Annotated in this window: 29 protein-coding genes and 1 pseudogene; 28 read left to right on the forward strand and 2 right to left on the reverse strand. The window is 66.7% G+C overall.

Going from position 1 to position 25,658, the window contains the following annotated elements:
- The 4 genes from Q322_RS22625 to Q322_RS0115400 all read left to right on the forward strand — a co-directional run.
- The coding region (locus tag Q322_RS22625) for a DDE-type integrase/transposase/recombinase (RefSeq protein WP_156953087.1) at positions 1-419 on the forward strand (419 nt) is incomplete at its 5' end.
- A gap of 117 nt (positions 420-536) precedes the next feature.
- Positions 537-983, forward strand: a complete 447-nt coding sequence (locus Q322_RS0115385) for a toprim domain-containing protein (protein WP_051668666.1) — start codon at positions 537-539, stop codon at positions 981-983.
- Between the two features lie 15 nt (positions 984-998).
- Entirely contained in the window at positions 999-1,427 is a 429-nt protein-coding gene (locus Q322_RS0115390) for a hypothetical protein (protein WP_034418769.1), read from the forward strand.
- A gap of 476 nt (positions 1,428-1,903) precedes the next feature.
- Positions 1,904-3,298 carry an ATP-binding protein gene (locus Q322_RS0115400; RefSeq protein WP_156953089.1) on the forward strand — a complete coding sequence of 465 codons (1,395 nt, stop codon included), beginning with the start codon at positions 1,904-1,906 and terminating at the stop codon, positions 3,296-3,298.
- Between the two features lie 67 nt (positions 3,299-3,365).
- Here Q322_RS0115400 and Q322_RS0115405 read toward each other — a convergent pair whose 3' ends face one another.
- Both Q322_RS0115405 and Q322_RS0115410 read right to left on the reverse strand, forming a co-directional pair.
- Positions 3,366-3,644, reverse strand: coding sequence for a hypothetical protein (locus tag Q322_RS0115405; RefSeq protein WP_029478792.1), 279 nt, complete (start codon positions 3,642-3,644; stop codon positions 3,366-3,368).
- Positions 3,645-3,657: 13 nt separating this feature from the next.
- Entirely contained in the window at positions 3,658-4,425 is a 768-nt protein-coding gene (locus Q322_RS0115410; RefSeq protein WP_162176625.1) for an ImmA/IrrE family metallo-endopeptidase, read from the reverse strand.
- A gap of 637 nt (positions 4,426-5,062) precedes the next feature.
- On the opposite strand from Q322_RS0115410, the gene Q322_RS0115415 reads away from it, so the two are divergent.
- The 24 genes and pseudogenes from Q322_RS0115415 to Q322_RS22630 all read left to right on the forward strand — a co-directional run.
- On the forward strand, positions 5,063-10,285 hold the full coding sequence (locus Q322_RS0115415) for an N-6 DNA methylase (protein ID WP_029478794.1): 5,223 nt from the start codon (positions 5,063-5,065) through the stop codon (positions 10,283-10,285).
- 141 nt (positions 10,286-10,426) lie between these two features.
- Positions 10,427-10,846 carry a hypothetical protein gene (locus Q322_RS0115420; RefSeq protein ID WP_156953090.1) on the forward strand — a complete coding sequence of 140 codons (420 nt, stop codon included), beginning with the start codon at positions 10,427-10,429 and terminating at the stop codon, positions 10,844-10,846.
- A gap of 284 nt (positions 10,847-11,130) precedes the next feature.
- A complete protein-coding gene (locus Q322_RS21885) occupies positions 11,131-11,382 on the forward strand; it encodes an AbrB/MazE/SpoVT family DNA-binding domain-containing protein (RefSeq protein ID WP_051668667.1) in 252 nt (83 codons plus the stop codon).
- A complete protein-coding gene (locus tag Q322_RS0115430; protein ID WP_051668668.1) occupies positions 11,379-11,777 on the forward strand; it encodes a type II toxin-antitoxin system VapC family toxin in 399 nt (132 codons plus the stop codon). The genes Q322_RS21885 and Q322_RS0115430 overlap by 4 nt, the downstream gene beginning before the upstream one ends.
- 54 nt (positions 11,778-11,831) lie before the next feature.
- Positions 11,832-13,103, forward strand: a complete 1,272-nt coding sequence (locus Q322_RS0115435; protein ID WP_156953091.1) for a hypothetical protein — start codon at positions 11,832-11,834, stop codon at positions 13,101-13,103.
- A 42-nt stretch (positions 13,104-13,145) separates the two neighbouring features.
- On the forward strand, positions 13,146-13,373 hold the full coding sequence (locus Q322_RS0115440; protein WP_034418772.1) for a PRTRC system protein C: 228 nt from the start codon (positions 13,146-13,148) through the stop codon (positions 13,371-13,373).
- A 51-nt stretch (positions 13,374-13,424) separates the two neighbouring features.
- The gene (locus Q322_RS23490) at positions 13,425-13,586 is read left to right on the forward strand and encodes a hypothetical protein (protein WP_156953092.1); all 162 of its coding nucleotides are present in this window, start codon (positions 13,425-13,427) and stop codon (positions 13,584-13,586) included.
- Positions 13,587-13,621: 35 nt separating this feature from the next.
- Positions 13,622-14,647 (forward strand): hypothetical protein, encoded by a 1,026-nt coding sequence (locus Q322_RS0115450; RefSeq protein ID WP_029478800.1) that lies wholly within the window; start codon positions 13,622-13,624, stop codon positions 14,645-14,647.
- 330 nt (positions 14,648-14,977) lie between these two features.
- A complete protein-coding gene (locus Q322_RS0115455) occupies positions 14,978-15,697 on the forward strand; it encodes a PRTRC system protein B (RefSeq protein ID WP_029478801.1) in 720 nt (239 codons plus the stop codon).
- Positions 15,694-16,158: a hypothetical protein gene (locus tag Q322_RS0115460; RefSeq protein ID WP_156953093.1), complete on the forward strand. Its 465-nt coding sequence runs from the start codon at positions 15,694-15,696 to the stop codon at positions 16,156-16,158. The genes Q322_RS0115455 and Q322_RS0115460 overlap by 4 nt, the downstream gene beginning before the upstream one ends.
- A 230-nt stretch (positions 16,159-16,388) precedes the next feature.
- Positions 16,389-17,165, forward strand: coding sequence for a PRTRC system ThiF family protein (locus tag Q322_RS0115465; protein ID WP_034418774.1), 777 nt, complete (start codon positions 16,389-16,391; stop codon positions 17,163-17,165).
- Positions 17,165-17,365: a hypothetical protein gene (locus Q322_RS0115470; protein WP_029478804.1), complete on the forward strand. Its 201-nt coding sequence runs from the start codon at positions 17,165-17,167 to the stop codon at positions 17,363-17,365. The genes Q322_RS0115465 and Q322_RS0115470 overlap by 1 nt, the downstream gene beginning before the upstream one ends.
- Complete coding sequence (locus Q322_RS21130) at positions 17,365-18,375, forward strand: hypothetical protein (protein WP_034418776.1); 1,011 nt, start codon at positions 17,365-17,367, stop codon at positions 18,373-18,375. The genes Q322_RS0115470 and Q322_RS21130 overlap by 1 nt, the downstream gene beginning before the upstream one ends.
- A gap of 121 nt (positions 18,376-18,496) precedes the next feature.
- Positions 18,497-19,768 (forward strand): RNA-guided endonuclease InsQ/TnpB family protein, encoded by a 1,272-nt coding sequence (locus tag Q322_RS0115480; protein WP_245593283.1) that lies wholly within the window; start codon positions 18,497-18,499, stop codon positions 19,766-19,768.
- Between the two features lie 52 nt (positions 19,769-19,820).
- Positions 19,821-20,516 (forward strand): PRTRC system protein B, encoded by a 696-nt coding sequence (locus Q322_RS0115485; RefSeq protein ID WP_051668670.1) that lies wholly within the window; start codon positions 19,821-19,823, stop codon positions 20,514-20,516.
- A 43-nt stretch (positions 20,517-20,559) separates the two neighbouring features.
- Entirely contained in the window at positions 20,560-21,108 is a 549-nt protein-coding gene (locus Q322_RS0115490) for a hypothetical protein (protein ID WP_029478807.1), read from the forward strand.
- Between the two features lie 111 nt (positions 21,109-21,219).
- Positions 21,220-21,726 (forward strand): hypothetical protein, encoded by a 507-nt coding sequence (locus Q322_RS0115495; RefSeq protein ID WP_156953094.1) that lies wholly within the window; start codon positions 21,220-21,222, stop codon positions 21,724-21,726.
- An 8-nt stretch (positions 21,727-21,734) separates the two neighbouring features.
- Positions 21,735-21,944, forward strand: a complete 210-nt coding sequence (locus tag Q322_RS0115500) for a hypothetical protein (RefSeq protein ID WP_156953095.1) — start codon at positions 21,735-21,737, stop codon at positions 21,942-21,944.
- Positions 21,941-22,399, forward strand: a complete 459-nt coding sequence (locus Q322_RS0115505; RefSeq protein ID WP_029478810.1) for a hypothetical protein — start codon at positions 21,941-21,943, stop codon at positions 22,397-22,399. Before Q322_RS0115500 ends, Q322_RS0115505 begins: the two co-directional genes overlap by 4 nt.
- 301 nt (positions 22,400-22,700) lie before the next feature.
- Positions 22,701-23,255, forward strand: a complete 555-nt coding sequence (locus Q322_RS0115510) for a hypothetical protein (protein ID WP_051668671.1) — start codon at positions 22,701-22,703, stop codon at positions 23,253-23,255.
- 187 nt (positions 23,256-23,442) lie between these two features.
- Positions 23,443-23,943, forward strand: a complete 501-nt coding sequence (locus Q322_RS0115515) for a single-stranded DNA-binding protein (RefSeq protein ID WP_084148034.1) — start codon at positions 23,443-23,445, stop codon at positions 23,941-23,943.
- Positions 23,944-24,012: 69 nt separating this feature from the next.
- Complete coding sequence (locus tag Q322_RS0115520) at positions 24,013-24,483, forward strand: hypothetical protein (RefSeq protein WP_029478813.1); 471 nt, start codon at positions 24,013-24,015, stop codon at positions 24,481-24,483.
- Between the two features lie 139 nt (positions 24,484-24,622).
- A complete protein-coding gene (locus Q322_RS0115525) occupies positions 24,623-25,024 on the forward strand; it encodes a hypothetical protein (RefSeq protein ID WP_156953096.1) in 402 nt (133 codons plus the stop codon).
- A 353-nt stretch (positions 25,025-25,377) separates the two neighbouring features.
- Positions 25,378-25,658: pseudogene (locus tag Q322_RS22630) on the forward strand (transposase); the annotation flags it as partial.

A 25,658-nucleotide genomic window follows, 5' to 3' on the forward strand; every position in this document is an offset into this window, starting at 1 on the left:
ACGGCTTCGTGCTCGACATCTTGCTCCAGCGACACCGAGACACTGAGGCTGCAAAGACCTTCCTGACAAGGCTGCTGGGTGAATATGACGTCCCAGAGGTCATTCACACCGATCAGCTCCAGAGCTGCGGAGCCGCGATCCGGCAGATCCCGAGTCTGGCCGACGTTGATCACCAGCAGGCGATCTCCACGGCGAGCTGTAACAATATCGTCGAGCAAGAACACCGATCCACACGGCGACAAGAGCGAAGTCAGCAGAGCTTCAGACGACAGAAACGCGCTCAAGAGTTCTTGAGTTTGCACACCCGGATCACCAATCTCCACCATCATTCCCGCACCAGTGTTTCTGCAGCAGTGAGAAGAAGTAATCAGAAACGAGCGTTCCAGACGTGGTCAACCGTCGCGGCAGGGGTGGTCTGAGGTTCAGGCCACCCCTGCCCTTCGTCTACCACGGGCCAAGTTAAGGCAACACAACCCATCTTTCCTGGTCTGTCCACCCCTGCGTGGTGCAACCCTGGGTATGGCCAGGCCGCGCGGGTGCTGCTGGTGGAAGGCGAACTCAATGCCGCCGCCGCGTGGCAGGTGCTGGAAGCGCGCGGCTGGGACGTGCAGGGCGTGCCGGGTACGGACACCTGGCCGTTTCTCGAAGGACTGGACCGGGAAGTGTGGGTGTACGCCGATGGTGATGGGGGCGGTGACGCCATGCGGGCGCGGCTGCAAGACCTCGCGTACGCCTGTGGTGCGCGGGGCGTGCATCAGGTGCCTGCCTTGGCTGGACAGGACTTCTGTGACCTGCTGGGAGCGGGCGGTGAGGCCGCGCTGGTCTGGGCCATTTTCGCCGACGCGCCTCGGCCTCGCCCGGACAGGCCCAGGCTATACCCGGCCCAGATCGAAGCGTATGCCGCGCGCCAGAGCGCGCCGCTGATCGCCGGCCTGGCCCCGCCGAACCCGGACTGGCCGCTTGCGAGGACGCCCCCCACTTGACAGACACCGCCGGTGATGCTCTTTAAGGGTATGTACCTGATTCACATGCGAGATGAGGGTCCGGTGGCTGGCGCGTACAAGGCGCGGGTGGCTGAGGCAGCGGTGGCTTCGCTGCGCACGCTGTACCCGGGTCAGAAGATCTGGTACGGCCCGTGCAGCAGCGCACGGTTGACTGACCTGGACACCGAGATGCTCAGCGGTCTGGGTGACACCGAGATCGTGACCGCGTGGCGGGTCAGCCTGCGCCGGGAAAATGACGACCTGAGAGAATTTGTGTATGAGAACCGGCGCACCCTGCGCGGTCTGGTGCGGGTCACAGTCTGGGGCCAGCCGGGCGACGTGATGGCTGAGGCGCACAGTGAGGCGGCGGCCCGCGCTCTGGCGTATCACGGCCTGGGGGATCTGCCCCAGCGGTTTGCATTGGCCGATGTAAGCGGCGTTTGACGCCAGCCTGGGTCGGGTGGGGCGGCGCAGACTCCGAACCATCCGAACGCCCCCAACCCGAAGCTGTTTTGAACAGTCCCGAATCCTGGGCCGAAACGGTCGCCGAACTCCAGCGCAAGGGTGCCAGAACCTCTGTAATGTGGGACGCGTTGACCGAGCAGCTATGCAAAACGCTGCACTGGAGAAAAATCCGTTTCCAACGCCCCAGCCTGATCGCTGGTCCTGAACAGGATATGATGACCAGAGCGAAATCGTGTCAAACGACGTTTTGCTGACCCTTTGGCCCATCCACTGGACGAACTGCTCCATCTCGTTCGACTTTGCATGCCCCCCCAGACGACGGGCGCGGAAAGTGTCGGGTACTGAGATAGGGTTGGACGCATGTTGGTGTGGAGGTTTCTGACTAACCGCAATGGCTTTCAGTATCGCTAAACAGCATCGGACTAACTTACTAAGTTTATCCTATACTACTGAATGTGTTCTCATTCATCGGCCGTCAGCAGGAGCTTGCCCAGCTGCGCGATTTCATCGCCCGCAGCCCGCTGGCGCTGGCCACCATTCGAGGGCGTCGGCGGATCGGCAAGTCCACCCTGCTGCGTGAAGCCCTCCAGGGCACGCCCCACCTCTACCACCAGGCGCAGCAGATGGCCCCGCGCGAGGCGCTGCTCGCTTTCCAGCGCGACGCCCAGCAAGAACTCGCCAAACTCGGCGTCCGGGTGCCGCTCTCCGTGGGGAGCTGGGCCGAGACTTTTGAGCTGCTGCAGCTCGCCACCGCCCGGCTGGGTTCCTTCGCCGTTGCCATTGACGAGTTCCCGTACCTTGCCGGGCGGGACGGCGACATCGAGTCGGCGTTTCAGCGTATCGTCGACGATGCGCAGCGTTCCGGGCAGCTGAAGGTCATCCTCTGCGGTTCCAGCCTGTCGTTCATGCGCCGGATGCTCGAGGGGCAGCAGCCGCTGCACGGCCGCAGCGGCCTGAATCTCGTGCTCGGCCCGCTCGGCTACCGTGAGGCCACCGCCCGCTTCGGCGCCTGGGGCCTGGAGGAACGTGTCCGCCTGCACGCCCTCATCGGCGGCGTGCCGCTGTACCTGCAACTTTTCGATCCTGGTCAGAGTCTCGCTGAGAACTATACCGCCCAGGTCATGACGCCCAACGCCGCCCTGCACGAGGAACCGGCCAATCTCCTGCGCTCCGAAGTCGACGCGCCTGGCCTCTACATGCAGTTGCTCGCCGCCATCAGCCAGGGGCAGAACAAGCTCGGTGAGATCCTCGGCCGGTGCCCGGACATCGAGACCGCCGCCCAGGCCAGTTACTACCTGCATACCCTTCAGGAACTCGGCCTGGTAGGGCAGCACCGCTCGCTGACCGACCCGCCAAAGGCGCGCAACAGCCGGTACACGGTGAGCGACCCCATGATGCGCAGCTGGCATCACTTCGTCCGGCCCCACCTCAGCCAGTTGCAGGCCGGGAACGCCGCTCACGTGTGGGCGGAAGTGATCGCCCCGAACCTGGACGAGTTCACCTCCATCCATTTCGAGACCCTGTGCCGGAGCTGGACGGCCGAGCACCTGCCGCACCTGCTCGGCGGGATGGGAGGCGAGGTCGGCGCGATCTGGCCGACGAAAGCGGTGAGTGATGCGGAGATCGATGTTGCCGCCCACGGCGCGCGGGGATGGCTGACCGGGGAGTGCAAGTGGACGCGCGGGCCAGTGGATCAGCGGAACCTCGAGCAGCTGCTCCGCGCCGAGACCCGGCACCTGGCAGGGGAGACCATCATCACTCGGTTGCTGTTCGCGCGCAGCGGCCGTCACCCTGGGTTGAAGTTGCCCGACGCCACCCAGGTGGTTGAGCTCGACGACCTGTTCAGCTGAATCTTTGCCAGAGACCACCGCACAGCCGTGATCAGCGGGACATGTTCACACCTTGGCCCCCGTAGGGTTACCCGACGCTGATTTCTGCGTCCTCAAACTCATCCTCGGAGGAGAGGGGAGTGGCCCGGCGCTCCAATCCAAGCAGCAACCCGGTAAAGTCCTTTCGTACCATCTCGGGGTGCTCCGCTGCCTCCGCTGTTGACAGCATTTTCCCAGCATAGCCAGCCAGTACCAGGTTGACAAAAAAGTCAGGCAAGCCCTCTGGGCGCTGGAGCTCGGGATCGTAGGCCCACTCCCAGCGCTGAATGGCGTAACTCAGTTTCTCGGCTTCGCCGATGGGGCGCACCGCCCGGAGCTCGTCAAAGTGGACAATGCCTTTCAGAAGTCCCAGCTTGCGTGGTCGGACAATTGTGGCCGCGTAGCTGACTTTGAAATGCCGCTTTAAGGTGGTAAAAGTCAGCGAATCCCACCTGCTCGTCGCGCGGGCCGCGTCTAGACAAAAACAGATCGGTTCCCGTCGCTGGCATGAGAAATGCCGGGGCGAGGTCGTTCGCAAGTTGCTCGGCGGCGGTATCGAGCTTCCGGGAAACAAACAGGCCACCGACATCGCTCTGTAGGTGATAGAGAAGATGCGCGAGCTCGTGAGCGGCCGTAAAAACCTGGCGCGGCGGCGTCTCGGAAGCATTGACGAGAATGGCTGGCCCTAGCCCTGCATGGTTGAGACTTGCTCTAGAGAGCTGAGACGCAAGCACCGTGTGCCGGTCCACCGCGACCCCATGGTCCTCCAGGTGATCGAACAGTTCGCTGCCGGTCGGTGTCAGTGAGCTGAGATCCCAGGCGCGCCGCGACTCGTCGGCGTCGGCCTCCACCGCGTAGCGTCGCGTGAGTGAGGTGCCGGGTTCAAGGCTAAGAAGATTCGGTCTGGGGAGACTGCCACCGACCGTCCGGAGGAGACCAGCAAAACGCTTACAGAACTGCTGGAACGCTTCAATGGCCGTCACCTCGGCTGGCGTCAGGGTTCCCAATTCGGCCCTGCACAACCGGATGTCGGGCACCGTGCTTGGTGGGGCGGCGGGCCGCAGGTCAACGACCGCCTTGCGGTAGGCCTGAGTGAGCTGAATCAGCATCGTGGCGTCGACTGGCCGCTCCCCCCGCTCCCCCCGCTCCATGCCGGCCCGCCGGGCGCGGTCAATGCCAAGAACCTTTGCTGACCCACTCTGATTGGGTTCGGCCTGTTCCTGGGCCGCCGCAACCTGAGGGTGACCCGCAAAAGTGGGGCAGGCCCAGATCGGCCTCAGTTGTCTTCAGGCATTTCGCCGAGTCATCAATTGAGCATCTGCAGGCCGCAGATCTTCATCAAACTTACCCTCATTTGAGTTGGGGGCAGGCGTCTGACGAGACAAGAGGGGGAGAGACTGGCCCTGACTTGGTGTGACCTGAGACTTGGATTTTGTTGGTAAACCGCGATTTCCCACACCTGTGGGTTGGCATTCCTGAGCCTGCCTACGTAACCGCCCAAGCTATCTGTCACGTGATCAAGGTGGGGGGCTAGGGTTCCCCGCGCTGATGCACGGGCCATCAGCGCTGCTTGGACCAGGCAGCGCAGCAGGTCTTCTCTCACATCTCCCGTCAAGGAAGCATCCTGAGAGGTTAGCGGTGGGTGCGCCCTGAGCTGCGAACTGGCCGATGTGCTGCTGTCTGAGCAGGCTGTCTCTCTGGGAGAGACCTGGCCCGTGACCAGGGGTCACGGGCCACCGCGCGGTCATGACGAATCCACCGCCCACCCCCGGCAAGATGAGCGTTCTCGACCTGTTCGGCACGTACCGCGAACCAGTGAAGGTCGGGAAAAAGAGCAAGAAGGTGGCCCAGACCGTGAAACCAGCGGACGACGTGAAGACCGCGCCCGTCACCAACGCTGACCTGTTGGCTTTCGCCCTGCGGAGCGCGCCCCGGAGTGCGCCGGGGGCGTCCGGGCCGGCGATGGGCATCGAGGCGCTGGACACTGCTGGCGACGCTGCCCGCATCAGCGCCAACACCCTGGCGCGTACCATTGCCCACAGCGAGGGGAAGCTGACCGATAAGGCCCGCGACGCGCTGCGGGCCTGGAGTGGGGAAGGCGGACTGGGCGGTTCCACCAGCGCCTTTTACACCCCCGGTGCCGTGGCACAGTTTGCCTGGAACGTTGTCACTGCCCTGACGCCAGTGCAGCGCGCCCTGGAATTCGCCTGCGGCGGCGGCGTCTTCTTCAATCACGCGCCCAGAGGGACGCTGCTCACCGGTGTTGAGATCGACGAAACCACTGCCCGGATCGCGCAGGCCCTGTTCCCGCACGTCAGCGTCCATCACGCGCCCTTCGAGACGTACCACACCCAGAGCGAGGACGCCCCGTTTGACGTCGTGATCGGCAACCCGCCTTTCGGAACACGTGGGACGAGCGCCTACCTGGACCGCCCTGCCCTGCAGGCCGCGCACTGGTACTTCGTGCTGGCGGGCCTGGAACGCGCGGCACCGGGCGGGTACATGGCCGTGATCGTTCCCGAGAGCATGCTGCGCAACCCCAGCGAACGTGGTCTGCGAGAGGCCGTTCTTGACGTGGCCCACGTGCTGACAGCCAGCGCTGTCCCAGAGACCGCCTTCCGCGACAGTGGAGCCAGAGTCACCACCGCGCTACTCGTCCTGCGCCGCCACGACGCAGGCGTGGCTGAGGCGCTGGGGGCGCTGACCCCGGATGAGCGCGCCACGATCCGCCAGGCCCGCGTCAGCGACGATGGCCTGCTGGCGCGCTTCGTGGATGGCATGGCGCTGTTCCATCAAGATGGGCAGGGCGTCTGGAACCTGACCTACGGCTTCCCCCACCTGGGGACGCACGCTGGGGATCAGGTGCGCGCCGGACGGTTTGGCGATCCCGTGTATCAGACGGCGCTGTGCCTGGACGAAGATGCCCTGACGCGCGTGAGCGCCTGTTGCCTGGACCGCCGCCATCACATCCTGACCCGGCCCGGCATTCTCAGCGCCGTGCGCACCCTTCTTGGCGTGGAGGCCGAGGACCGTGCCAAGGCGGCGGGTCTCAGCGCCCACCCCATCCGGGAAGGCCAGCGCAGCCGCTGCGGCACGTACCGCTTCCGCAAAGGCCGCTGGGGCCACGACGGCCCGCTGAACGATCCGGCCACCCTGAGCGCCCTGAACGTGGCCCGCGCCGTCACCCGTGTCCGCACCGCTCAGGAGCGCCGATCCGGGTCCGCAGAGGCCCTGCGCGTGCAGGCCGCTGCCCAGCACGCCGCGCATCTGAAGCAGTACGGCGCGTATGACCTCAGAGCGCTGGACCGGGCCGCCCGCACGCTGCCGATCCTGAACGTGCTGAGTCAGGGTGGGGGAGACGTGCCTGGCCTGCTGGCCGAACTGCACAGCACCGAACTGGTCTTGACCGGCGGCACGGTGCAGGAGGTGGCCCAGCAACTCGAAGCGTACGGGATGCTGGACGCTGGGGCACTGGGCGCCCATGCCAGGGTTTCACTGGCGACGGCCCACGCGCACCTGCGCGCCGAGTACGCGTTCACGGGCCGGATCTGGGAGGCGGGCAGCACGTACTTTGCTGGCAATGCCCACGCCAGGGCAGGCCTGGCTGAAACGCTGGCAGACGAACACACCGGCCCAGAGCGCGCCGCGCTGCTTTCCCAGGCCGCGCGGCTGCGGACGCTGGCCCCGTGGAAGGATCTGGCGGACATGACCCTGGAAGCGCGTGACCCGCTCGTCCCTGAGAGCGTGCTGACCGAGTGGGTGAACACCTACCTGGACGCCTGGGGCCTCATCAAGCGCAACACCTGGGACAAAGGCGGTGAGCGGGTGGGACTGCTGCACGCCTCGCGTGAGGAATTCGGCGTGACGCTGAGGCTGCGTAACACCCTGCAGGGCGCGCAGAACCTCGAAGACCGCCAGAGCGTCGCGCCGGGGCGGGTGCGTGCCCTGGAGGCCTACTTGAACTTCAGCACGCCTGTGGAGCCGGTGGTGGGTCAGGACGTCAAGAGCGCCGAGCAGATCGCCGCCGAGCGCGGGGCCAAGCAGGCGGCGGCAGCGCGCTGGGAAAAGGAACTCGCCGCGCACTTCCGCTCCTTCGTGCTGGAAGGTCAGCATGCGGGCGTCGTCGAGAGAACGCTCAACGAGGGACGCTACGGGCTGATTCCGCGGCAGTCGGACACCCGCGCGCTGGTGTTGCCCGCGTACCAGGGACCGCTCGCCCACCCCTTTCAGGCGGGCCATGTGCGGACAGCGGCCCGCATGGACGGGGCGATTCTGAACTTCGCGGTCGGGCTCGGCAAAACCTTAACGGGCCTGATGCTGGCCGCGCTGCTGTTGCAATCGGGACGGGCGCGCACGGTCGCCATCGTCGTGCCGCTCTCGCGTCTGGCCGACTGGGTGATGAACGCCTCGCAGGCGCTGCCCTCCCTGAACATCCTGGTGGTGGGCGGCGACGTGGAACAGGCCCCGGACGGCAGCTTCGCCCTGGACGACAACGGCGAACCGCTCGTGCGCACCGACGACGCCCGGTCGCGTGGGCGCAAGATCGCGGGCATGCTCGCCGGTGCACCGGACATCGTGCTGCTGACCCTTGAAGCGTTCGAGGCGGTCCCCATGCTGGAAGAGACGCGCCTGCGGATGATCGAACGCGACGCCACCCTGATGGCCGGGGCCGGCACGGCCACCACCTTTGATGAGCGCGCCCGCAAGCTGGGCGGCCACCGGCTGCTCAGCGCGCAGGAGCGCGTCAAGCAGCGCCAGCTCGCCCGCGTCCGGGTGGCCGCCGACAACGACGTGCCGTGGGAAGTGCTGGGCATCGGGGCAATCCTGACCGACGAGGTACACGCCCTGAAGAACTCCTACGCCGCGCCCACGGTGTACGGGGAGAGCAACCCGAAATTCCTGGGGGCCGGGGGCGAGAGCAACCGGGCCATCGACGCGGTCCACAAATACCGCTTCGTGCGTCAGCAGGGTGGCTGCACGGTGGGCCTGACCGCCACCTGGTTCACCAACAGCCCACTGGAGATCTTCAACCAGATGATGCTGCACACCGACGCGCTGGCCTCGTACGGCATCCCGGACGTCTCGGCTTTCACGGCGCGGTTTTGCGTGATCGAGTCCCGGCTGATCACCCTGCCTGGCGGCGACGTGGAATTCAGGCCGTGTGTGGTGGGTTTTCGCAACCTCGACGAGTTGCGGGCGATCATGGCCCAGCACGTGATCCGCGAGACCGAGGACTCGTGCCTGATGCACGAGGGGGTGGGCATGAAGCTGCCGCCCCTGCACACGGTGGAGCACCTGTTCGATCTTCCGGAAGCGGTGATGGAGCGTTACGAGGCCGAACGCGCCACGCTGGACGAGGTGGAGAGCGAGGGCAAGCTGCACCTGTTCTCGATCTTCTCCCGGATGATGAAGCTCACCCTGCACCCGCCGCTGCTGGGCCTGAATGCGCCGAACGTGCGCTTCGCCGAGTGCGTGCGGGCCTGTGTGGCGGCGCGTGAGACCGGCGGGCGCAACGTGGTGTTCATGTACATGGGCGGCGCGGACGGCGCGGCGTACCGGGCCTTGAAGGACATGCTGATCGCGGCGGGCTATCCCGAGCGCGAGGTAGAAATGATCACCGCCAGCACGCACAAGACGGCGGGCGAGCGTCTGGGCGTGGAGCGGAGATTCCGGCGCGGCGAGCTCACGTGCGTGATCGGCTCGTCGGTCATCGAGCAGGGCGGCAACTTCCAGGGCTGCACGGACCTCCATCACCTGGATTACCCGCACCATTTCGAGGCGTTCCGCCAGCGCACCGGACGCGCCCGTCGGCAGGGGACCTGGGTCACGGGCATCAACAACCATCTGTACTTCGCCCGCGATTCCTTCGACGCCCTGCGCTACCAGAACATGCTGGGCAAGAAGGGCTGGGCCGAGCAGGTGTACGACCCGTCGGTGGTGTCCTGCGAGAACTCGGATGCGGGCTTTGACGGCGAGGAGCTCGCGATCATGCTCAGCCGCGATCCGGCGCTCATGCGGGCGACGATCCTGAGAAAGAAAGAAGCCCGCGCGCAGGAAACCCGCTCGGCGACTGTGCTGGCCGACGCTTCCGTGATCCGGGAGTATCTGGATACGCTTGGCCTGCTGCGCTCCAGGGACGCCACGGCACGCGGGCGCGAGAAGGGGCCGACTCCGCATGACGTGGCGGGGATCAGCCGCCTGATCACGGCCCTGCGCGCCCTGCACCGCCAGGTGGGCGCGCTGCGGTCAGCGGCGCATCCGCTGTGCGCCGTGACCCGGCTGACCGCGCGCCCAGTCTGGGTGGCCGGACTCCCGATGCATCCGGGCATGAGCTTTTCGTCCGGGGGCAAGGCGTACCAGGTGGTGTCTGCCAGAGCGTCCGACACCGAGATCAAGGTCAGGGAAGGAGCAGGCGGAACGTACGGCTCCCTCGCAGTGGCCGGGCTGGAGCCGGTGGACGTGCTGCCGACCACGGATGAGACCGCGTTTGGGGAGGAGACGTTTGTCCGGTTGCCCCGGAGGCTGCGTGAGCGGATTGAGGGGGGAGAGGAAGGTGCGCTCATGCTGGCCGTGACGGTGCCGCCCGTGATGGAGGGAGCGCCACTGATGGGCGCTGTCCCCGCAGCGGCGGCTGGGCCCGTTTCCGTGGTGGAAAGCGCTCCAGGGGTGGGCACCGCTCCCACACCGGTTGCCCCGCTGTCGAATCTGGTCTTGAGGTACGGCCTGAGCGTGCTGGCCGCTCCGCGCCCCGGAAGCGCCGTGTTCAGTGTGGTGGGTGACCGCCTGGAACCGGGCGAACGGCCATGCGCGGCGCTTTTTCAGTTCGAACGGCGTGCGGATCAGGGCGTGCGGATGGTGACGCTGATCATCGCCGACGACACCCGCCGCGAGTACACGCGCCGCATGATGCTGACCCACGATCCCCGGCTGCGGGCGCGGGTGGACGGTTTGCTCGCCACGGCGATCTGACGGGCGGGGTAGGGGAGAGGACCCCTGCCCGTCAAGAGCGCGCGGCCCTGGCCCCTGCCGCTCAGGGGCCAGCTTGCATGCATGCACACCATCAAATCTGCTGCACAACGCTCCCATGCACAGCTGCGCCTGAGCCTGAGCGTGCAATTCGACGTCCTGAGCCACCAGCACGCTGATCAGGCTTACGGCACGCTGGCCCCTGGTTCCCGCCCTGGCAGCGTCCGGCTGCGCGGGGGCCTGCACTTCACGCCCGCCTGGAACCCCGACGACGAGATCAGGGTCAGCGTGCAGGCGCTGGGAACGCCGCCAGACGTGGCCCGGCAAAAGGCATGGTCGCGCGTCCGGGACAGTGCCCGACGGCGGGCGTCGTGCGGGGTGGACTGGTCTTACCTGCGCCTGACGGTCCAGGCCGTGAACGTGGACGGGGAGGTTCTGGCCCGTGAAAGTGTGGGTGGGGTGCCGAGTGACCTCAACCCCGTGCTGCGGGCGCAGATCGAGTCTGTTCTGCACACGCTGGCCCGTCAGGGCGCCGAGGACTGGGCGATCCTGGGGTTGAACTGATCTCCGACGACACACCTGAGCGATTGTCGGCACCTTATCCATGTCTGGATCCATGTCTGGCCGGGATACTTTCCGGCCGATTCGCCGTCACGTCTCCGTCCCTCAGTGTCACGAGCGCTCCGCCCCATCTTGAAGGTTTGTACACGCACGCCAGTCTGGAGGCGTGGCGTCCATTGTGGTCAGCGTTCACCAGACCCCTACGGCCCCTATCTGCTGCCAGTCAGTTGACGGCTCCTTACTTTGTTGTGAGTAAGGCTAAGTTAGAATGTAAGGAAGGAGAGCCTATGCCCACCACTACCATCACCACCAAAGGACAGGTCACCATCCCCGCCGAAATTCGTGTCTCATTGGGGCTGCGCGCTGGCGACCGCCTGGTTCTCGAAGTATCAGACAACGGGTTTATAGCCGTGGTTGAGCGCCCACCCCAGCCCGCCGATGTTCGGGGGGTGTTCCATCATGCGGCCCGGCCCGGAACTTCCCGCGCAGAGGAGCGCGCCGCTTACGTCACCGAACTCACCCGGCAATCCGTCTCTTGAAAGTACTGATCGATGCCAATGTGCTGCTGCGTTTTCTGCTTGATGATCACGCGGATTTATCCCCTCGCGCCGCCACCATGTTCGAACGGGCGGCCCGTGGTGAGCTGACCCTGCTCGTCCCCAGCGCCATTCTTGCCGAATGTGCCTACACCTTGAAATCGTTTTACAAGTTGGGACGCGAAGAACTGGTGGACGGGCTGCTCACCCTCCTCGACCTTCCGGGCGTTCGTGGCCTCGAAGATGAGATTCTGCGCCAGACATTGACGCTGTTCCGGAAGCACAATGTGGATTTCGCCGACGCTTACCTCGCGGCTCTGGGGTCTGCTTTGAACTTCAGCGTCGTGTCTTTCGACCACGATCTGGTCAAGCTCGGCGCAGTCGTTCTCGACCGCTGAACCAGCCCCACCTCTGGCCCGGCCCCTGACGGGAGCGCGGGCCACAACATGGTCATGACGACATTCCAAAAAGGTGCCAGTCCAGCGCATGTCCCCGCCTCCAGCGCAGTCGAGCCCGCCGACAAAACAAAAGCCGCCGAACTCTACGCGCAGGTGAAGGGCACCGAGCGCGAAGCCGACTTCCTGCGCGTGAGCAAGGCCCACTCCCAGAAGAACGGCAGCAGCGCGATGTACCGCGCGTTCCTGCGCGACATCGAGGCGCTGTTTGTGGTGCAGCCCGCCCAGGTGCCGCCCGCCGCGCCCGCCTCTCATCCTCACGCCCTGACGGCGGCTGTCTTCAGCGGCGTGGCCCCGGACTCCAGCCTGGACGACGGGGAGCTGGACCGCCTGGATGGACCGGACAACTGGGACGGGACTGAACCCGGTCCAGACGGCGGGAATGAGGTGACTGAGCCTGGTCCCGGACATGTCAATGGCCGCCGCCGTGTCCAGGCGGATGCTGGCGCATCCGTCATCCAGGACGTGGAGGATGACGGCGGCGCGGTGGACCTCCCTGCCCCGGCCCCCATCCCCGGCGGCCTGATCAGCCAGCTCGCCGCAATGATCGGTGAGGGCGGCGTGGTCACATTGACAGTCATGAAGATCGGCGAGAACGTGACCCTGGGCTTTGCGCCCCGCCCCACCGGCACCGAGACCGCAGTTCCGGTGATCGTGACGGCAAAGGCGGCGCACTTCGACGAACACCTGCTGCGCGACATGCAGCCGTATGTCGCTGCGCGTCAGAGCGCGGCCCAGGTCTTTGCCGCCGCCGCCAGGCAGCAGATTAAGGCTGTGGCGAAAGCCCAGGACAAACCCGCCGCGCCAGATCAAGCGAAAGCCAGCGCGCCGGGTAAGGCCAGGACGCACGCCGTGACCCTGCTGGCGGTGGACGGCACCGCGCTCACAGCGACGATGGGCGGTAAGAGCATCGACGTGCGGATCGGTGAGAACCAGCTTCCGCCGGGGACGCTGTGCGTGGACGCACGGCACCCGCTGTTCGGCGAGCACAAGAAGACCCTGCTGATCAGCATGGCCAAGACCCACGACTTCCGTGACCAGCAGGGTGCCCGCCTGACGGTGAACACCACCCCCGACGCCGCCGCCGTGACTGCCGTCAAGGGCGAGACGCGCCTGAGCCTGCACGGCGAGACCCTGCTCCCCGGCGGAAAGTGGGAGATCACCGCCGAAGCCGCCGAACATGACAGCGCCCGGCAGGCCGTCACACTCTCGCCTGGCAAACCGCAGGTCATCAACCTGACGTTGAGCGCCAGCAACAGCCTGTTCTGAACTCAGCCCTGGCCCCCCTTTGCGGAGGGCCAGTTCGCCATCATGCCAAAAGACACCCCGCCCATTGCGTCCACCGCCCGCCGCGCGTTCAAGCACGGCTCAGTCGTCCTGACCGATCCCAACCCGGACATGACCCCCGAACAGGTCAAGACCTTTTACGCCACGCAGCACCCGGAGCTGCTCAACGCGGGCGTCGGCAGCCCGGAGACCGATCTGAAAGCGGGGACGGTCACGTACACCTTCGTTGCCAACTACGGACGCAAGGGCTGAGCGCCGCCCCCGGCCCCAGGGGGGTTCCGTTTTGTTTCAGGAGTGTCCACCATGTCCAAGGAGAAGCCCGCATGCCAGACGCCCGCGCACCGCGCACCCCTCGTTCTGGAACTCACCCCGCCCCTGGCCCCCGCCCTGCGCGAGCTGCTCAGGGTTCCGGGACCGGGCCGCGCCGTCTTCAGCCCGCCCGCGCCGCCCCCCCTGCTGCCCTGAGCGCCCTGGCCCTTCCTGGCGTCCGGCCCATCCAATTGCGGACAGACCTGGACCGCCACCAGCGCCAGGTGCAGGAGTATGGCGAACGCCAGGCCCGCGTTCTGGGCGCTGTTGTGGCCTTCTTAAATCACCCCGCCGTTCCAGCCACCGATCCGGACGACGCCCCGACTGAGCGCCTGATCACTGCTCTCGGCACCGGCTTCGCGTTGCCGAGCACCGCAGTGGAAATCGGCGTCACGGATAGCGGCCAGCTCGCCTTCACCTTCGAAAACGAGACGGACGGGGCCTGGACCCTGGGCGCGCTTGCCTGGCGTCTGCGCGGTGAGCCGCACCTGCTGCCCGGCGTCTTGACCTGCATTGAGACCTTCACGGCCCGCAGCGAGCCGTGTTTCGGCCCCGCTGGACTCGAAGCGCACGCCGAATACCACTGGAATCTCGACCGACTCTCCAAGGAACTGTACGAGCGCCTCTCTATTGAGGGTGACGCGGCGCGCAATGACCGGCTGGAACGTGCGCTTGGAAACCGTCACACGGCGCTCACCCTGGCGCGGCGACTGAATCTGACGCACGAATACACGCTCCGCGACCACTTTCCGTACCCACTGTTCGAGCGGCGGCTCACGCCGGATCAGACCCTGGATGCTTTGTGGGACCAGGCCAGGCGTGGTCCCCGACTGAGCGCGGCGCTGACCTCCCTCGCCGACGCCCTGAACGCGCTGCGTCAGGCGCACAACAGCCTGCCGGTCATGACCGAGGCCGAGGCTGAGGCCGTCTGCGGCGTGCCCCTGATAACCCGGCTGTACACCACCCAGGCAGAAGACCAGCCGTGTCCAGCCACCGACCTGGCAAACGAGTTCATGGACTACCACTGGCAGGGCGGGGAACCCCATGCCTTCTATGCCCTGCACCTGACACCAGACCCGGCGTCCGCCGCCCGGCTCGTGACGTACCTGCAGGGCCTGCCGCGCGCACACGAGGCCATGCGCCGGGTGGGCGGCGAGCTGGAGCTTGCGCAGTCGCTGTGCGAATCTGGCGGACACTGCGCTGGCCTGACGGCCTGACAAAACAGATGAGAAAGAGTGGGGCTAGAGCGCTGAGTACGTCTGGAAGCGGATTTTTGGTTTTTGCAAGTCTAAACCCGTCTGGAAAGATCGGGAGTGTTCAAGCCTGTTCTCTCGTCTTGCCATTCCTTGCGTCTGGGTCACACATGATGCCTCTTCACCCTGACCCTCTCTATTCCTCGTGATGACGATGTTTTTTGATGCTCTCATGACTTTTGTCAGGCCGTCAACTGCGCTGCCTGAGCATGGAGCCAGTTCAGCACTGCGTCGGTTCAGCACTGCGCCGGTTCAGAAGCCCTGGCCTTTGCACGCAAAGGCCACTTCGGCGTCATGCCCTACGAACTCCAGGCCTCGCTCGACCATCAGCTCCCCGGCCCGCCGAGCGTCTACCATCCGCAACTCGCGCTGATCGTGTATGCCAGCGCGCACGGGGCGTTCCTGCTGCGACACCCCGTCCACGACACCAGCCATGGCTTCGAGACCGGCAGCGGCTCTGCACTCTCTGGGACCGATGTGGACACGTTCATGCAGGCCGCCAGTCAGGCCAGCATGACCTTCACGCAGGCGAACACGCTGGCCGCCGGACCCGGACGCGTGGCGTGGTGGCTGCCGCCCGGATCGCGGGCACTTACCTTTGAACCAGCCTACGAGGGCACGAAGTCGCTCGCCAGCCTGAATGGGACTCCCATTCCACATCCGGGCCTGGTCTTCGTCGCAGGTGCCGGCAGCCTGCGCGTGTTCGCTGTGCGGGGCCGTGGGCGTCCCACGGCGGCTACCGCGCTGTGCCACGCACCGTACTGGAACCTGTTCGGAGACGGCAGGATGTGCCGGGGCACCGTGGCCTACCCGAAATCGGCCACTCCAGCGGACCAGCAGGTCTGGGAGGCCGCGTTCTTCGGCTCGGCATTCACGCACCCCAGCCGCACCATGAAAGATACCCACTGGGGGGTCAGTTACGAGGAATTGCTGCGCCGGGCTGTGGATGACGGCGCGTTTCCGCAGACCGCGCTGATGGACGCGGGACTGACGGTGCGGGGGGCGCTGGCATGAGTGGGCCAGGCGTCACCCCCACAGATGGTGGAGTGGACGACATGACCCAGACGCCTCTCCCGCCTTCCGCCGCCCCGCCGCACATCGCCCTTCCCCGGAACCGGCGCGCGGCTCCCTCCGCCTCGGTCCGCCCGCACTGGCACAGCACGGACAGTGTGGTCTTTGGCTCCACAGGACAGGTGCTGGCCGTAGCGCTCAACGCGGAGCTGGCCGAGCAGATCGCCCGGCTGCCCGCCGCCGAGCGGGAGGCGGGGCAGTTGCGCGACCTGCTCGACGCAGAGCGCGTGCAGCGCCGGACCCTGGACGCGACGCTTGATGCACTGCTGTGTGCCGAGGGCCGTCCATTCGCCCGTATTACCGTGGTGGACGGCCTGGAGCAGGCCAGCGAGTATTGCGGCTGGACGCACGCGCAGATGATCGAGGCCCTGCTCGCGCGGCAGGAGGCGCGCCTTCTGTTTTGAACGCCGCCTAGCGTCTGGGGTGCGTGGCCTTCCAGTCGAAGCGTACCCTGGGTGATTCGTTATGCCAGACGGACTGGGCCCACCGCAGCAACGCCCTTGCTCTGCAAAGGCCGCCTGCCCTTCCCGCTGACCCCGGTGGGTCTACCGCCCGGTTTCCCCGGGTCAGTGCCCGCTCTGACCCTACTTGATCACTGGCCCCTGGCAGATCGCCAGAGGGCCAGTTCAGCGTCATGCACCCCATCAGCTTCGATCCGCGTCCGCCCGTCCAGATTCTCCTGATCGGGGTGGGCGGCACCGGCAGCCTGCTGCTCACCCATCTCGTGCGGCTCGATCAGGCCGTACGCGCCCTGGGCGGCGCAGGTCTGCACGTGCGCGCCTTTGACCCGGACCGCGTGAGTGCCAGCAACCTGACCCGCCAGAACTTTGCCCCTGCCGACGTGGGCCGCTTCAAGGCCATCGCCCTGGTCGAGCGCTGCAACCTCTATGCGGCTCTCTCCTGGCAGGCCTTTCCGCGCGTGCTGGGGCAGGGCGACCTGAGCGCTGGGACGCCCCACTTCGTTCTGAGCGCCGTGGATAGCGGGCAGGCGCGGCGCGAGGTGCTGGCCACGCTCGAAGCGCACGGCCGGGGGATGTACTGGCTCGACTGCGGCAACGACGCCACGTGCGGCCAAGTCGTGCTCGGGCAGGTGGGGCCGGGGGCCACGTTGGCGCACGTCGTGGCGCTGGACCCGGAGCGCATGACGGGCGAGGACGACGACGCGCCGAGCTGCTCGGCCGCCGTGGCCCTGACCCGCCAGCACCTGTTCATCAACCCCGCCGTCGCCCTGCAGGCCGCCCAGATGCTCGGCGATCTGCTGCTGACCGGACAGACTGCGGCGAGCGCGGTGTACGTGAACCTGGGCGGCGCGGCGCGCGTCCTCGCCAACAGCGCGCCCACCCGCAGGCCGAAGAAGGGGGCCGTCAAACACGCGGGCCTGCTGCCCACCGCCCTGCCCATGCGGGCGTGATGGACGCCCCGATCTCCCTGGAGGACCTGGACGCATGGCTCAACACCCTGAACGACCTCCCGCACCCCGTCCTGACGTTACGCAGTCCAACCAGAACCCTGCGCCGCTGCCAGGAAGCCCTGGGGCACGCCTTGCAGGGCATGCGCCTAGGCGCAGACGAACGACTGCTGCGCCTGCTTCCGCCGCCCCTGCTCCCCTGATGGTGCCGGGAGCAGGCGGGCTGCTGCCCCCGTTCCTGATCACGTCCCCCAAAGTCAGCGGCGTCCATGCGATGGCGGAACTGACCCGACATCTGGCGCAGTGCGGTCAGTTTCAACCCACGGCCCCCCGCGAGGGCGACGACCCGGCCACCTACCTGTTCCGGCATTTCATCCGCGCCTGTCCGCTTCCGGAGGGCACGCGGGCCTGGGGTGGGGCCGAGGTCTGGGGTTCAGAGGCCAGTTTGCGGGTGTGCGTCGTCGCGCCTGAACCGCCTGTCGCGCACGATTTCAGCGTCCTGAAGGCCGCCCTGGACCGGCGCAGCCCGCACCTGTTCGGCGCGCTCGTCGCCGAACTTGCTGAGCGCTTGGCCCCTTACGCCCCGCTGTTCACCGCCGGGGACACCGCAGCGGCGGTGACGCTCGTCCACTTCGACGACGACTGGCACAACGACGCGGCCAACGCCTTCATGGAGTCCCTGGAAGAGGCAGGCCACAACCCAGCCGAGATTGACTACCCCGAATGCGAAGAGGTCTACGCCTGGCTCCGGGAGCAGGGTGAACCGACACCGGAAGATGCCCTGGAGCGCTGCCCGCGTGAGCTGTACGCCGCGCCCCGCGACTGGACGCAGGGCACGCTCTTCCGGGGTCTGGAGGGCTGCCGGGACGTGCCGGGCATCCCGGAGTTGCTGGAGTTGCTGGTCCGGCTTCCCGTCATGCCCATGAAACGGGACTGGGCCGACTGGGAGGGCGGGCCAACGCACCCCTGCGCGTCGCACCTGATCACGCTGGGCGGCGCCGATGACCCGGTGACCGAGATGCATGATGAACTCGTGCGGCTCCTCGGCCACGCGTACGAGGAGCAATGTGACCTTGAACCACTGCATGTGGCGGGCATCGACAGCGCTGCGGCTTGGCAGGAGACGGGCGGGTACCTGGCGGGCCTGGGCGCGCGGCGCGGCGAGATCGCCCGCGTCCTGGCCGCGCTGGGCAGGGTGGGGGAGAGGGAATGAATCCCTGGCCGGGGACGCGAGGCTCCCCCGGCCTGCTGGAGGGTATGACCCAGTAAGCGACGCAAGTGGGATGGGGTCAGTCGGTTGCCCCGCGCTTTGCAGGGCTTTACTGTTGGCCGCCGTGCGTATCCGAAGCCGCCTGCCGCGCTTCCCAGTCGCGTTCAGGTACGGCAGCATCACGGCGGCTGCAAAGCGAAAAGGAGCGGAATTGAGAGAAGCTGCCACCACGATCAAAACCTTTCGCTACCGTCTCTATCCGACGAGGCCCCAGGAAGCCGCCATGTTTGAAACGTTGCGCCTCACCCGCACCCTGTACAACGCAGGTCTAGAACAGCGCCGCGAGGCGTACCGCAAGGCGGGCAAGACCCTCTCGGCCTACGATCAGCAGCGTGAACTCACGGCGCTCAAGGAAGCCTGTCCGGAGTACGGCGGCGTGTATTCTCACGTTCTTCAGGACGTGTTTGATCGGCTGGACCGGGCGTACAAGTCCTTTTTCAGCCGGGTCAAGAAGGGCGCTAAGCGGGCTGGGTTCCCGCGCTTCAAAGGGCGGGACCGCTGGGATTCGTTCAAGTTCAAGCAGTGCTGGGACAACAAAAAAGATGATTGGACGGCCTGCGGCAAGCCCATAGACGAGGGACGGCGTATCAACGTCCCCAAGATCGGGGCCGTCAAGATCAAGCTGCACCGCCCGCTGGAAGGCAAGCCCAGGTCCCTCCAGATCGTGCTGGACGTGGATCAGTGGTACGCCGTGTATACCTGCGAAGTCCCCAGGGCGGCGCTCCCCGAAACGGGAAGCAGCGTCGGGGTGGAGGTCGGGACCACATGGTTTGCCGTCACCTCGGACGGGGGGTTTGCCAAGAACCCCCGGTATCTGAAATTCAGCCTGAAGAAATTGCGTGTTCAGCAACGCACCGTATCCCGGCGCAAAAAAGGCGGCAACCGGAGGCGCAAGGCTATACAGATCGTCGCCAAAACGCACCGGAAGATCAGGCGGCAACGCCTGGACTTTCACCACATCACCGCCCGGAGGCTGGTCAATAAACACGATCTGATCGCGCACGAGGATTTAAACGTCAGCAACATGGTCCGGTCCAACCTCGCCCGGAGTATCTCCGACGCGGGCTGGACATCGTTTTTTCTCATCCTTTCCAGCAAAGCGGCAGAAGCTGGCCGGAAAGTTATCGCGGTCGATCCCATGTACACGAATCAGCAATGCAGTAAGTGTGGGCATACGTGCAGGGAAAACCGCATCTCACAGGCGAGGTTTGTTTGCGTGGAGTGTGGGTGGGCTGAAAATGCCGATGTCAACGCCGCGAAGAACATCTTGCAGCGGGCCAGGATAATTTGGCCTTCAGGTCTTAACGGTAGCGGGGTATCGCATGTCGTCGCCTGAGAAGCCCCTCCCTTCAGGGATGGGGTATGTCACCCAGGCGTCTTGTGAACACATGCACCGGCCCAGGGCGGCCCTGTACCGCCCACTCCTGGCCCTGGTGGTCTACGCCGCCTCGCGCCATGACCAGCAGGTGCTCGCGCATCCCATCGAGGAGGGCGGCGGCAGGGAAGCTGTGCTAGGGGCGGCGCGGGCGCTGTCGCGCGCAGACGTGAACGCAGTGGGCCGGGCGCTGGGCCAGGCACAGTGCTTCGAGACGCGTCCCAACACGCTCGCTGTCGGGCCGGGGCTGTGCGCGTGGTGGGTGGACCCCGGCGCGCGGACGCTGATTTTCGCGCCCGCCTATGAGGCCACCCGCAGCCTCTGTGCCCTGAATGACACGCCCATTCCCCTGCCTGGCCTGGTGCTCGTCTGCGCCGGACGTGCGCTGAGCGTGTTCGCCGTGCGCGGCGAGGACCGCCCGGAACTGGACACGCCGCTGTGCCACGCGCCGCTGTGGAACCTGTTTGATGGGGGCCGGATGTGCCAGGGCAGCGTGCCGTTCCCAAAATCCGTCCGGGCCAGCGATCAGGAGGCGTGGGAGGCGGCGCTGTTCCAGTCGGCCTTCACCCATCCCAGCCGCACCAGACGCGACACGCACTGGGAAGCCAGTTACGAGGAACTGCTGCGCCGGGCTGTGGATGACGGCGCATTTCCGCAGACCGTGCTGATGGACGCTGGCCTCACCCTGCGCCAGGTCCTGCAACCATGACCCCTCACCACCCAACGCAGTTCACCTCATCCCGGAGAAACCCATGAACCCACGCACCCGCGCCGTAACCATCATCCGCATCGCCGCCACCCTGGAGCGAGAACTGGCGCTGACCTCACCCATCACGCAGTTTGCCTTTCGCTGGGCGCGCGGCTCCGAATCCGGACTCCCCCTGCCCACGCGCCTGGCACTGACGCAGGCAGACGGTGAGATCCACGTCTACGACGAGACCGGCCCCGGCACGGATGAGGCTGGGCAGCCCCTGAACGACCTGGCCTTCTTGCAGGCCCTGAGCGTCCACGACGACATTCTGGAACTGCTCGAAGCGGACTTTGCTCCCCCGGAGCCGCAGGGCGTGCTGGGGTATACCGTGGGAGCCGTCGGCGCGGACTGCGGACTTGACGCGGTCCTCAAGGCGACGGACTGGGCGCTGCTTGCGCGGCAGAAGGCGGCGCTGGTGGACCTGCGTGGCCATCTGGCATTGGCTGACGCCCAGCGGGACATGATCAACGGAATCATCCACCTGGTCGACGCGTGGATGGACGGGGCGGCGGCCGACGGCTGGCCGGTGAAGGCACCGGGCGACGCCTGACCTTTGGCGGTGAATGTTCCGCCGCATCCCAGGCCCTGGATGAACCAGATTTCCTGGCGCTGGCGAGCTCGCGCATTCCTGGCCCTGGAAATCCAGGGCCACTGCGCCGTCATGAAACCCCTCCTGACCCAACCCGCCCCGGCCCTCGCCTCTCAGACCGCCGAGTACGCGCTCAGCGAGCTGCGTGCGCTCGCCCGGTCCGACCCCGCCGTGGCCCTTCGGCTGAGCCGCCTGGGCCGTCTGCTCGCACATGGGCGGGCGATCCGGGTCGACGGCCCGGCCACCGCCGTGGCTGCCACCTGGACCGCCCTGCGCGGCTTTGCCGAACGGCATCTGAGTGCCCACGTCCACCTGCGCCGTGAGGTGGTCACGGCCCAGGCGCTGCTCGCCCGGTTGCGCGCGCCAACCCACGTTCTGCTGGTCAATCCACGGAATGAGGGCTGCTGCGAGTACCTGATCACGCCCCAGGGCGAGGACATTCGCGTGTGCTGCAGTGACCGGCGTGAGCGCCTGCTGAGCCGCGCGGCCTTTCTGGGCCTGTTCCAGACCAGCTCGTACCGCCTGCTGGCGCGGCCCGCCGATCTGCTGACCGCTGACCTGCCCGCGAGGGCGGCGTGAGCGCGGACGTGCGAACGGAGGTCGGGGCGTTCCAGGCCCTGACAGGTGCGGGTCAGTTGCGCGAACGTTCACGCCGCCTGCGCGTGATCACGCGCGAACTCGCCGTGCTGGTGCATGGCCCGGACGCGGAGCTGCACGGCCTGCTCCTGCCCCTCAGCGAGCGCGCAGCGGCACTGGACGCAGAGGCTGAGCGGCTGGCGCACAGGGCTGAGCCGTGAACGCCTCCCCCCGCGCCACCCCGACGCCCCAGCAGGTGGCTTACAGCGACGCCTCGGTGCGCATTCCAGGACTCGCCCCCGGCCTGCGGTCTGGGCGTCACCTGGCCGCCCTGGGCGTGGTCATCGGCGAGGTGACGCACAGCCGCGTGCAGCGCGTCACCTCCGTGGCCGAGGCCGAGTTGCGCGCCGCCGGGCTGGCTGTCATTCTGGCCGCACCGGGCCACCTGACCCTGCATGTCGACTGCGCCCTGAGCGCCGCGTTGCTGGATGACCCACGCGGGCCGCACCGCCTCGTTCCACTGGCGCAGGCGATCCACGAAGCCGCCGTGGCGCGGGGCGTGGAATTCACCGTTGTCAGGGTACCGGGCGAACGCAACCCGGCGCACGCTGTGGCGTACGGACGCTTGCAGGCGGAACTGGCCGAACGGCGGGCCCGGTTCGGAGACCGCCGATGACTGGGCCTGGTGGTCTACCCGTCACACCCAATATGCCGCGCGTCCTGAGCGCCCTGTTTCGCTGGAGTCGAGATTGGGGAACCCACGGTCCTGCAGGGTGGTTTTTCCGCGTGCTGGAGCGTTTCCATGACGCCGGAAGAACCTTGACGCCCCAAAAAGGCACGGACGTACCATCAGCGCTCCGCCGCAGGCCAGAGACGTTGCCCGAAGCGCTTCCGGGGACGCGCCCGAATGGAAGTGCCAGGCCAGCCGCCCGGCCCATGCCACGGGCGTCACCCCAGAGGCGTGGACCATGAAGCGCATGTCCCGTCTCTCCGGTTTGCTCAGCCTGCTTGTCGGCGTGCACCAGCTCGTTCTGCATCCCATTGCCGTCTGCCGCGCATGGACGGTGCTGTACGGCCCGGTGCGTGACCCCCGCTTGCTGGTGGCTTTCGCGGTGCATGACCTGGGTTACTGGCGGTGCCCGAACCTGTTAGGCGTTGCGGGGGAGGCGCACGTCGAACTGGGGGCGCGCATCATGACCGCGCTGTTCGATCCGCCCGCCGGGCGCTGGGCTTTTCAGACGGCCTGCGGCGTGCTGCACCTGGGTCCCTGGGGACTGTTCACGCTGCTGCACAGCCGCTTTTACGCCGCGCATCTGGGCGTGTGCCCCAGTCGGCTGTGCGCGGAGGTGTGGGAGGACCTGCAGTGCGCCCGCGAGGGGCGTTACACGGGATTTGACCCGGCGGCGCTGGCCCTGCCGGACGGTGATCCCCGCTTTGTCCGGGTCTGGGCGGCGCAGACCCGCGTGCTGATGGCCGACTGGGCGAGGGATCAGGCGGTGGCGCTGACCCCGCAGCCCGGCGGCGCCACATGACAGGTTTGGGCCTCCTTGATTCCGCCGGCCTGGACTTTCGGATCAATGTGAATGCCGGGCGGCCTCCACGCCCTGCTCGCCAGACCCGTCACCCAGCCCTGGCCGGGGGACGTTGCCCCCAGCCCAGTCTCCTTTGCCACGGCCACGCGGCCTTCCCTGCATGTGGCTGTGGCAAAGGAGCAACGCGATGATCCCAGCCCACACCCTGAGTCTGACCCTGACCGATCCTCTGGGTACGCCCATCACCGTGCAGGCCGCCAATCTGGGTGACCTGCGCGCCTTGCAGCGCCATTACGGCGCGCAGGGTATGCGGCCGCACTCGCGCCCGGTTCCAGGCGGCCTGCAATTGCCGCTGGCAAGCCACGACACTTTCGACTGGAGCCTGATCGGCGCGCGGCCCTGGGTCACGCCGGAGGGCGAGGCCGTGGTGTTCTGCGCCGGGCATGTGTACAAGCAGCGGGTGCTTGATGAGGTGGAAACACGCAAAATGCGGCTGCCACCCGCCATCAAGTATTCGCGTGGGGCCAAGGGGACGGACCCCGAGGAACTGCGCGAGAAAGGGGACGCCGAGTTCCAGTACGTCACGCTGGTGATGTTCCGGGGTGGTGGGCGGGCCCACCCCGACTTCGCCTTGCCGGGCGGCGCGCGTCAGCGGCTGGCGGTGGCCCAGCCGGAGGCCGCCGACTAGCGACCAGAGCGGGCGGGGCAGGGGAGACCTGGCCGGACGGCGCGCGCGCCGTCCGGCGTACCCGTCGTCATGATCACCTTTCAGGACCGGCAGTGGGCCGAGCAGGCCGCCGCCGCACGCATGTTTGCCCGTCATCCTGTTCACCTGGCCCTGGCGCGTCAGGGGGTCTTCTGGCGCTCAGCAGAGCACCAGAAGCCAGGCCGGGCCACCCTGACGTACGCCTCTGGCCCCGACACCCGGACGCCGCGTCCCTTTACCGTCTCGCTGGACGTGCTGGACACGCCGAGCGCCGAGGATGCCCCGGTGCTGGACGTGCGGGTGGCCGTTGCCGTGGCCGCATCGTATGGCCTGGCCCGCAGGATTCGGACCATGGAGGCCGCGCTGGTACGGCTGCTGCGTGCGGCGTTCCCCGTCGATCAGGTGCGGGTGTGTTACCTGCGGGTGACGCCGTCAGGGAGATGTGAGCTGCCGGTGCAGAGCCGGGGCGTGTGGCGGACGTTGCCGGGTGTGGACGCCAGTATGCCAGGGCGTGAGCGGTGACGTTGACGCGGCCTCCCGCAGATCGCCTGCCCGCCAGGGACCCAGAACCAGGATGCGCGTGAATGCAGCGCACGTCCTCACGCCGTCAAGCCTGGTTTCCCCGCTGACGTCCACCGACAGTGCAGGACCTTCCCTTGCCTTGAGTAGGGCGGCCCAGGTCGTACTGGACGCGGTGCGGGGACGCGGCAGTCTGAGTGTCGTGCAGGCCCGCGTGTTGCTGGGGGCCGATCCGCAGGGGGCGCTGTCGGAGCTGTGCGCTGCCCTGCTTGTGGTCCATGACCAGGGTGGGGGCCCGGAACGTGGGCGGCGGGCTGGCCTGTTCCGGGCTGCGCCGTGTGGGCGCGTGCCGCAGCCAGAGGACCTGGCCCGCGCGCGGCAGGTGCTCGGCGGTCAGGTCTGGACACTGGGAACGGCGGCGCGTGTCCTGGGATGGGAGGTGGCCGACACGCTGGAGGCGGTGCGCGCCCTGATCAGCGCGGGCGAGGCGATTGGGAGCGTGGTGGGCGCGACAGTGGTGGTGCGGGTACTCGGTTGGGGTTGATCACCTGATCAGGGACATTCAAGAAATGGAGTGTCCACAGTGGGTCTACCCGGCCCGGGCCATTCGGGGTGAATTCAGTGACATGCTCCAGGGCAGTGTCAGGGCGTCAGCAAGTTTCACGGTGATCACTTGAACTGGGGATAAGTTTCACTGGAATGTTGATTTCAGCGCAGCGGTGAACATGCTGATTTCAGTGAAATACGGACTTTCCTCTCTCTGTACCTTCAGTGGCATGAAGTCTCGTGGTCTGGGTCTGGAAGACACGCATATGACCGCGCCAGACCGTGTCTCACGACCTGACGGCCTGACAGAAATTATGAGAAAGCGTCCCCGGTAGGCGACACTTTCTGTTTGTGACAACCGAAAATGCTACCGGGGACGCACCCCGACTCTACCAAGCCGTCTTCTCCCATATCCAGAGTGGATTGTGGAACGACATCCGCAACGCTCACACGCTGGCCTGGATGGTCACGGGCCTGCTGCTCTCCCAGCGCAGTTCCATTCCCGCGTGGCTCCCTTACATCCACTCCCGTGCCACGTTCGCGCAAAGCAGTGAACGCCGAGTTCGCCGGTGGCTGGAGAATCCAGCCATAGACCCCACCAGCATTTATGGTCCGCTCGTCACCCGTGCCCT

Source organism: Deinococcus frigens DSM 12807 (genome assembly GCF_000701425.1).
GTDB lineage: Bacteria > Deinococcota > Deinococci > Deinococcales > Deinococcaceae > Deinococcus > Deinococcus frigens.

Bases quoted from the DNA above. Each gene is read 5' to 3' on its own strand.
- Q322_RS0115390 (WP_034418769.1), top strand. From the start codon at position 999: ATGCTCTTTAAGGGTATGTACCTGATTCACATGCGAGATGAGGGTCCG.
- Q322_RS0115410 (WP_162176625.1), bottom strand. From the start codon at position 4,425: ATGCTGATTCAGCTCACTCAGGCCTACCGCAAGGCGGTCGTTGACCTG.
- Q322_RS0115415 (WP_029478794.1), top strand. From the start codon at position 5,063: ATGACGAATCCACCGCCCACCCCCGGCAAGATGAGCGTTCTCGACCTG.
- Q322_RS21885 (WP_051668667.1), top strand. From the start codon at position 11,131: ATGCCCACCACTACCATCACCACCAAAGGACAGGTCACCATCCCCGCC.
- Q322_RS0115435 (WP_156953091.1), top strand. From the start codon at position 11,832: ATGACGACATTCCAAAAAGGTGCCAGTCCAGCGCATGTCCCCGCCTCC.
- Q322_RS0115440 (WP_034418772.1), top strand. From the start codon at position 13,146: ATGCCAAAAGACACCCCGCCCATTGCGTCCACCGCCCGCCGCGCGTTC.
- Q322_RS23490 (WP_156953092.1), top strand. From the start codon at position 13,425: ATGTCCAAGGAGAAGCCCGCATGCCAGACGCCCGCGCACCGCGCACCC.
- Q322_RS0115455 (WP_029478801.1), top strand. From the start codon at position 14,978: ATGCCCTACGAACTCCAGGCCTCGCTCGACCATCAGCTCCCCGGCCCG.
- Q322_RS0115460 (WP_156953093.1), top strand. From the start codon at position 15,694: ATGAGTGGGCCAGGCGTCACCCCCACAGATGGTGGAGTGGACGACATG.
- Q322_RS0115465 (WP_034418774.1), top strand. From the start codon at position 16,389: ATGCACCCCATCAGCTTCGATCCGCGTCCGCCCGTCCAGATTCTCCTG.
- Q322_RS0115470 (WP_029478804.1), top strand. From the start codon at position 17,165: ATGGACGCCCCGATCTCCCTGGAGGACCTGGACGCATGGCTCAACACC.
- Q322_RS21130 (WP_034418776.1), top strand. From the start codon at position 17,365: ATGGTGCCGGGAGCAGGCGGGCTGCTGCCCCCGTTCCTGATCACGTCC.
- Q322_RS0115485 (WP_051668670.1), top strand. From the start codon at position 19,821: ATGCACCGGCCCAGGGCGGCCCTGTACCGCCCACTCCTGGCCCTGGTG.
- Q322_RS0115490 (WP_029478807.1), top strand. From the start codon at position 20,560: ATGAACCCACGCACCCGCGCCGTAACCATCATCCGCATCGCCGCCACC.
- Q322_RS0115495 (WP_156953094.1), top strand. From the start codon at position 21,220: ATGAAACCCCTCCTGACCCAACCCGCCCCGGCCCTCGCCTCTCAGACC.
- Q322_RS0115510 (WP_051668671.1), top strand. From the start codon at position 22,701: ATGTCCCGTCTCTCCGGTTTGCTCAGCCTGCTTGTCGGCGTGCACCAG.
- Q322_RS0115515 (WP_084148034.1), top strand. From the start codon at position 23,443: ATGATCCCAGCCCACACCCTGAGTCTGACCCTGACCGATCCTCTGGGT.
- Q322_RS0115520 (WP_029478813.1), top strand. From the start codon at position 24,013: ATGATCACCTTTCAGGACCGGCAGTGGGCCGAGCAGGCCGCCGCCGCA.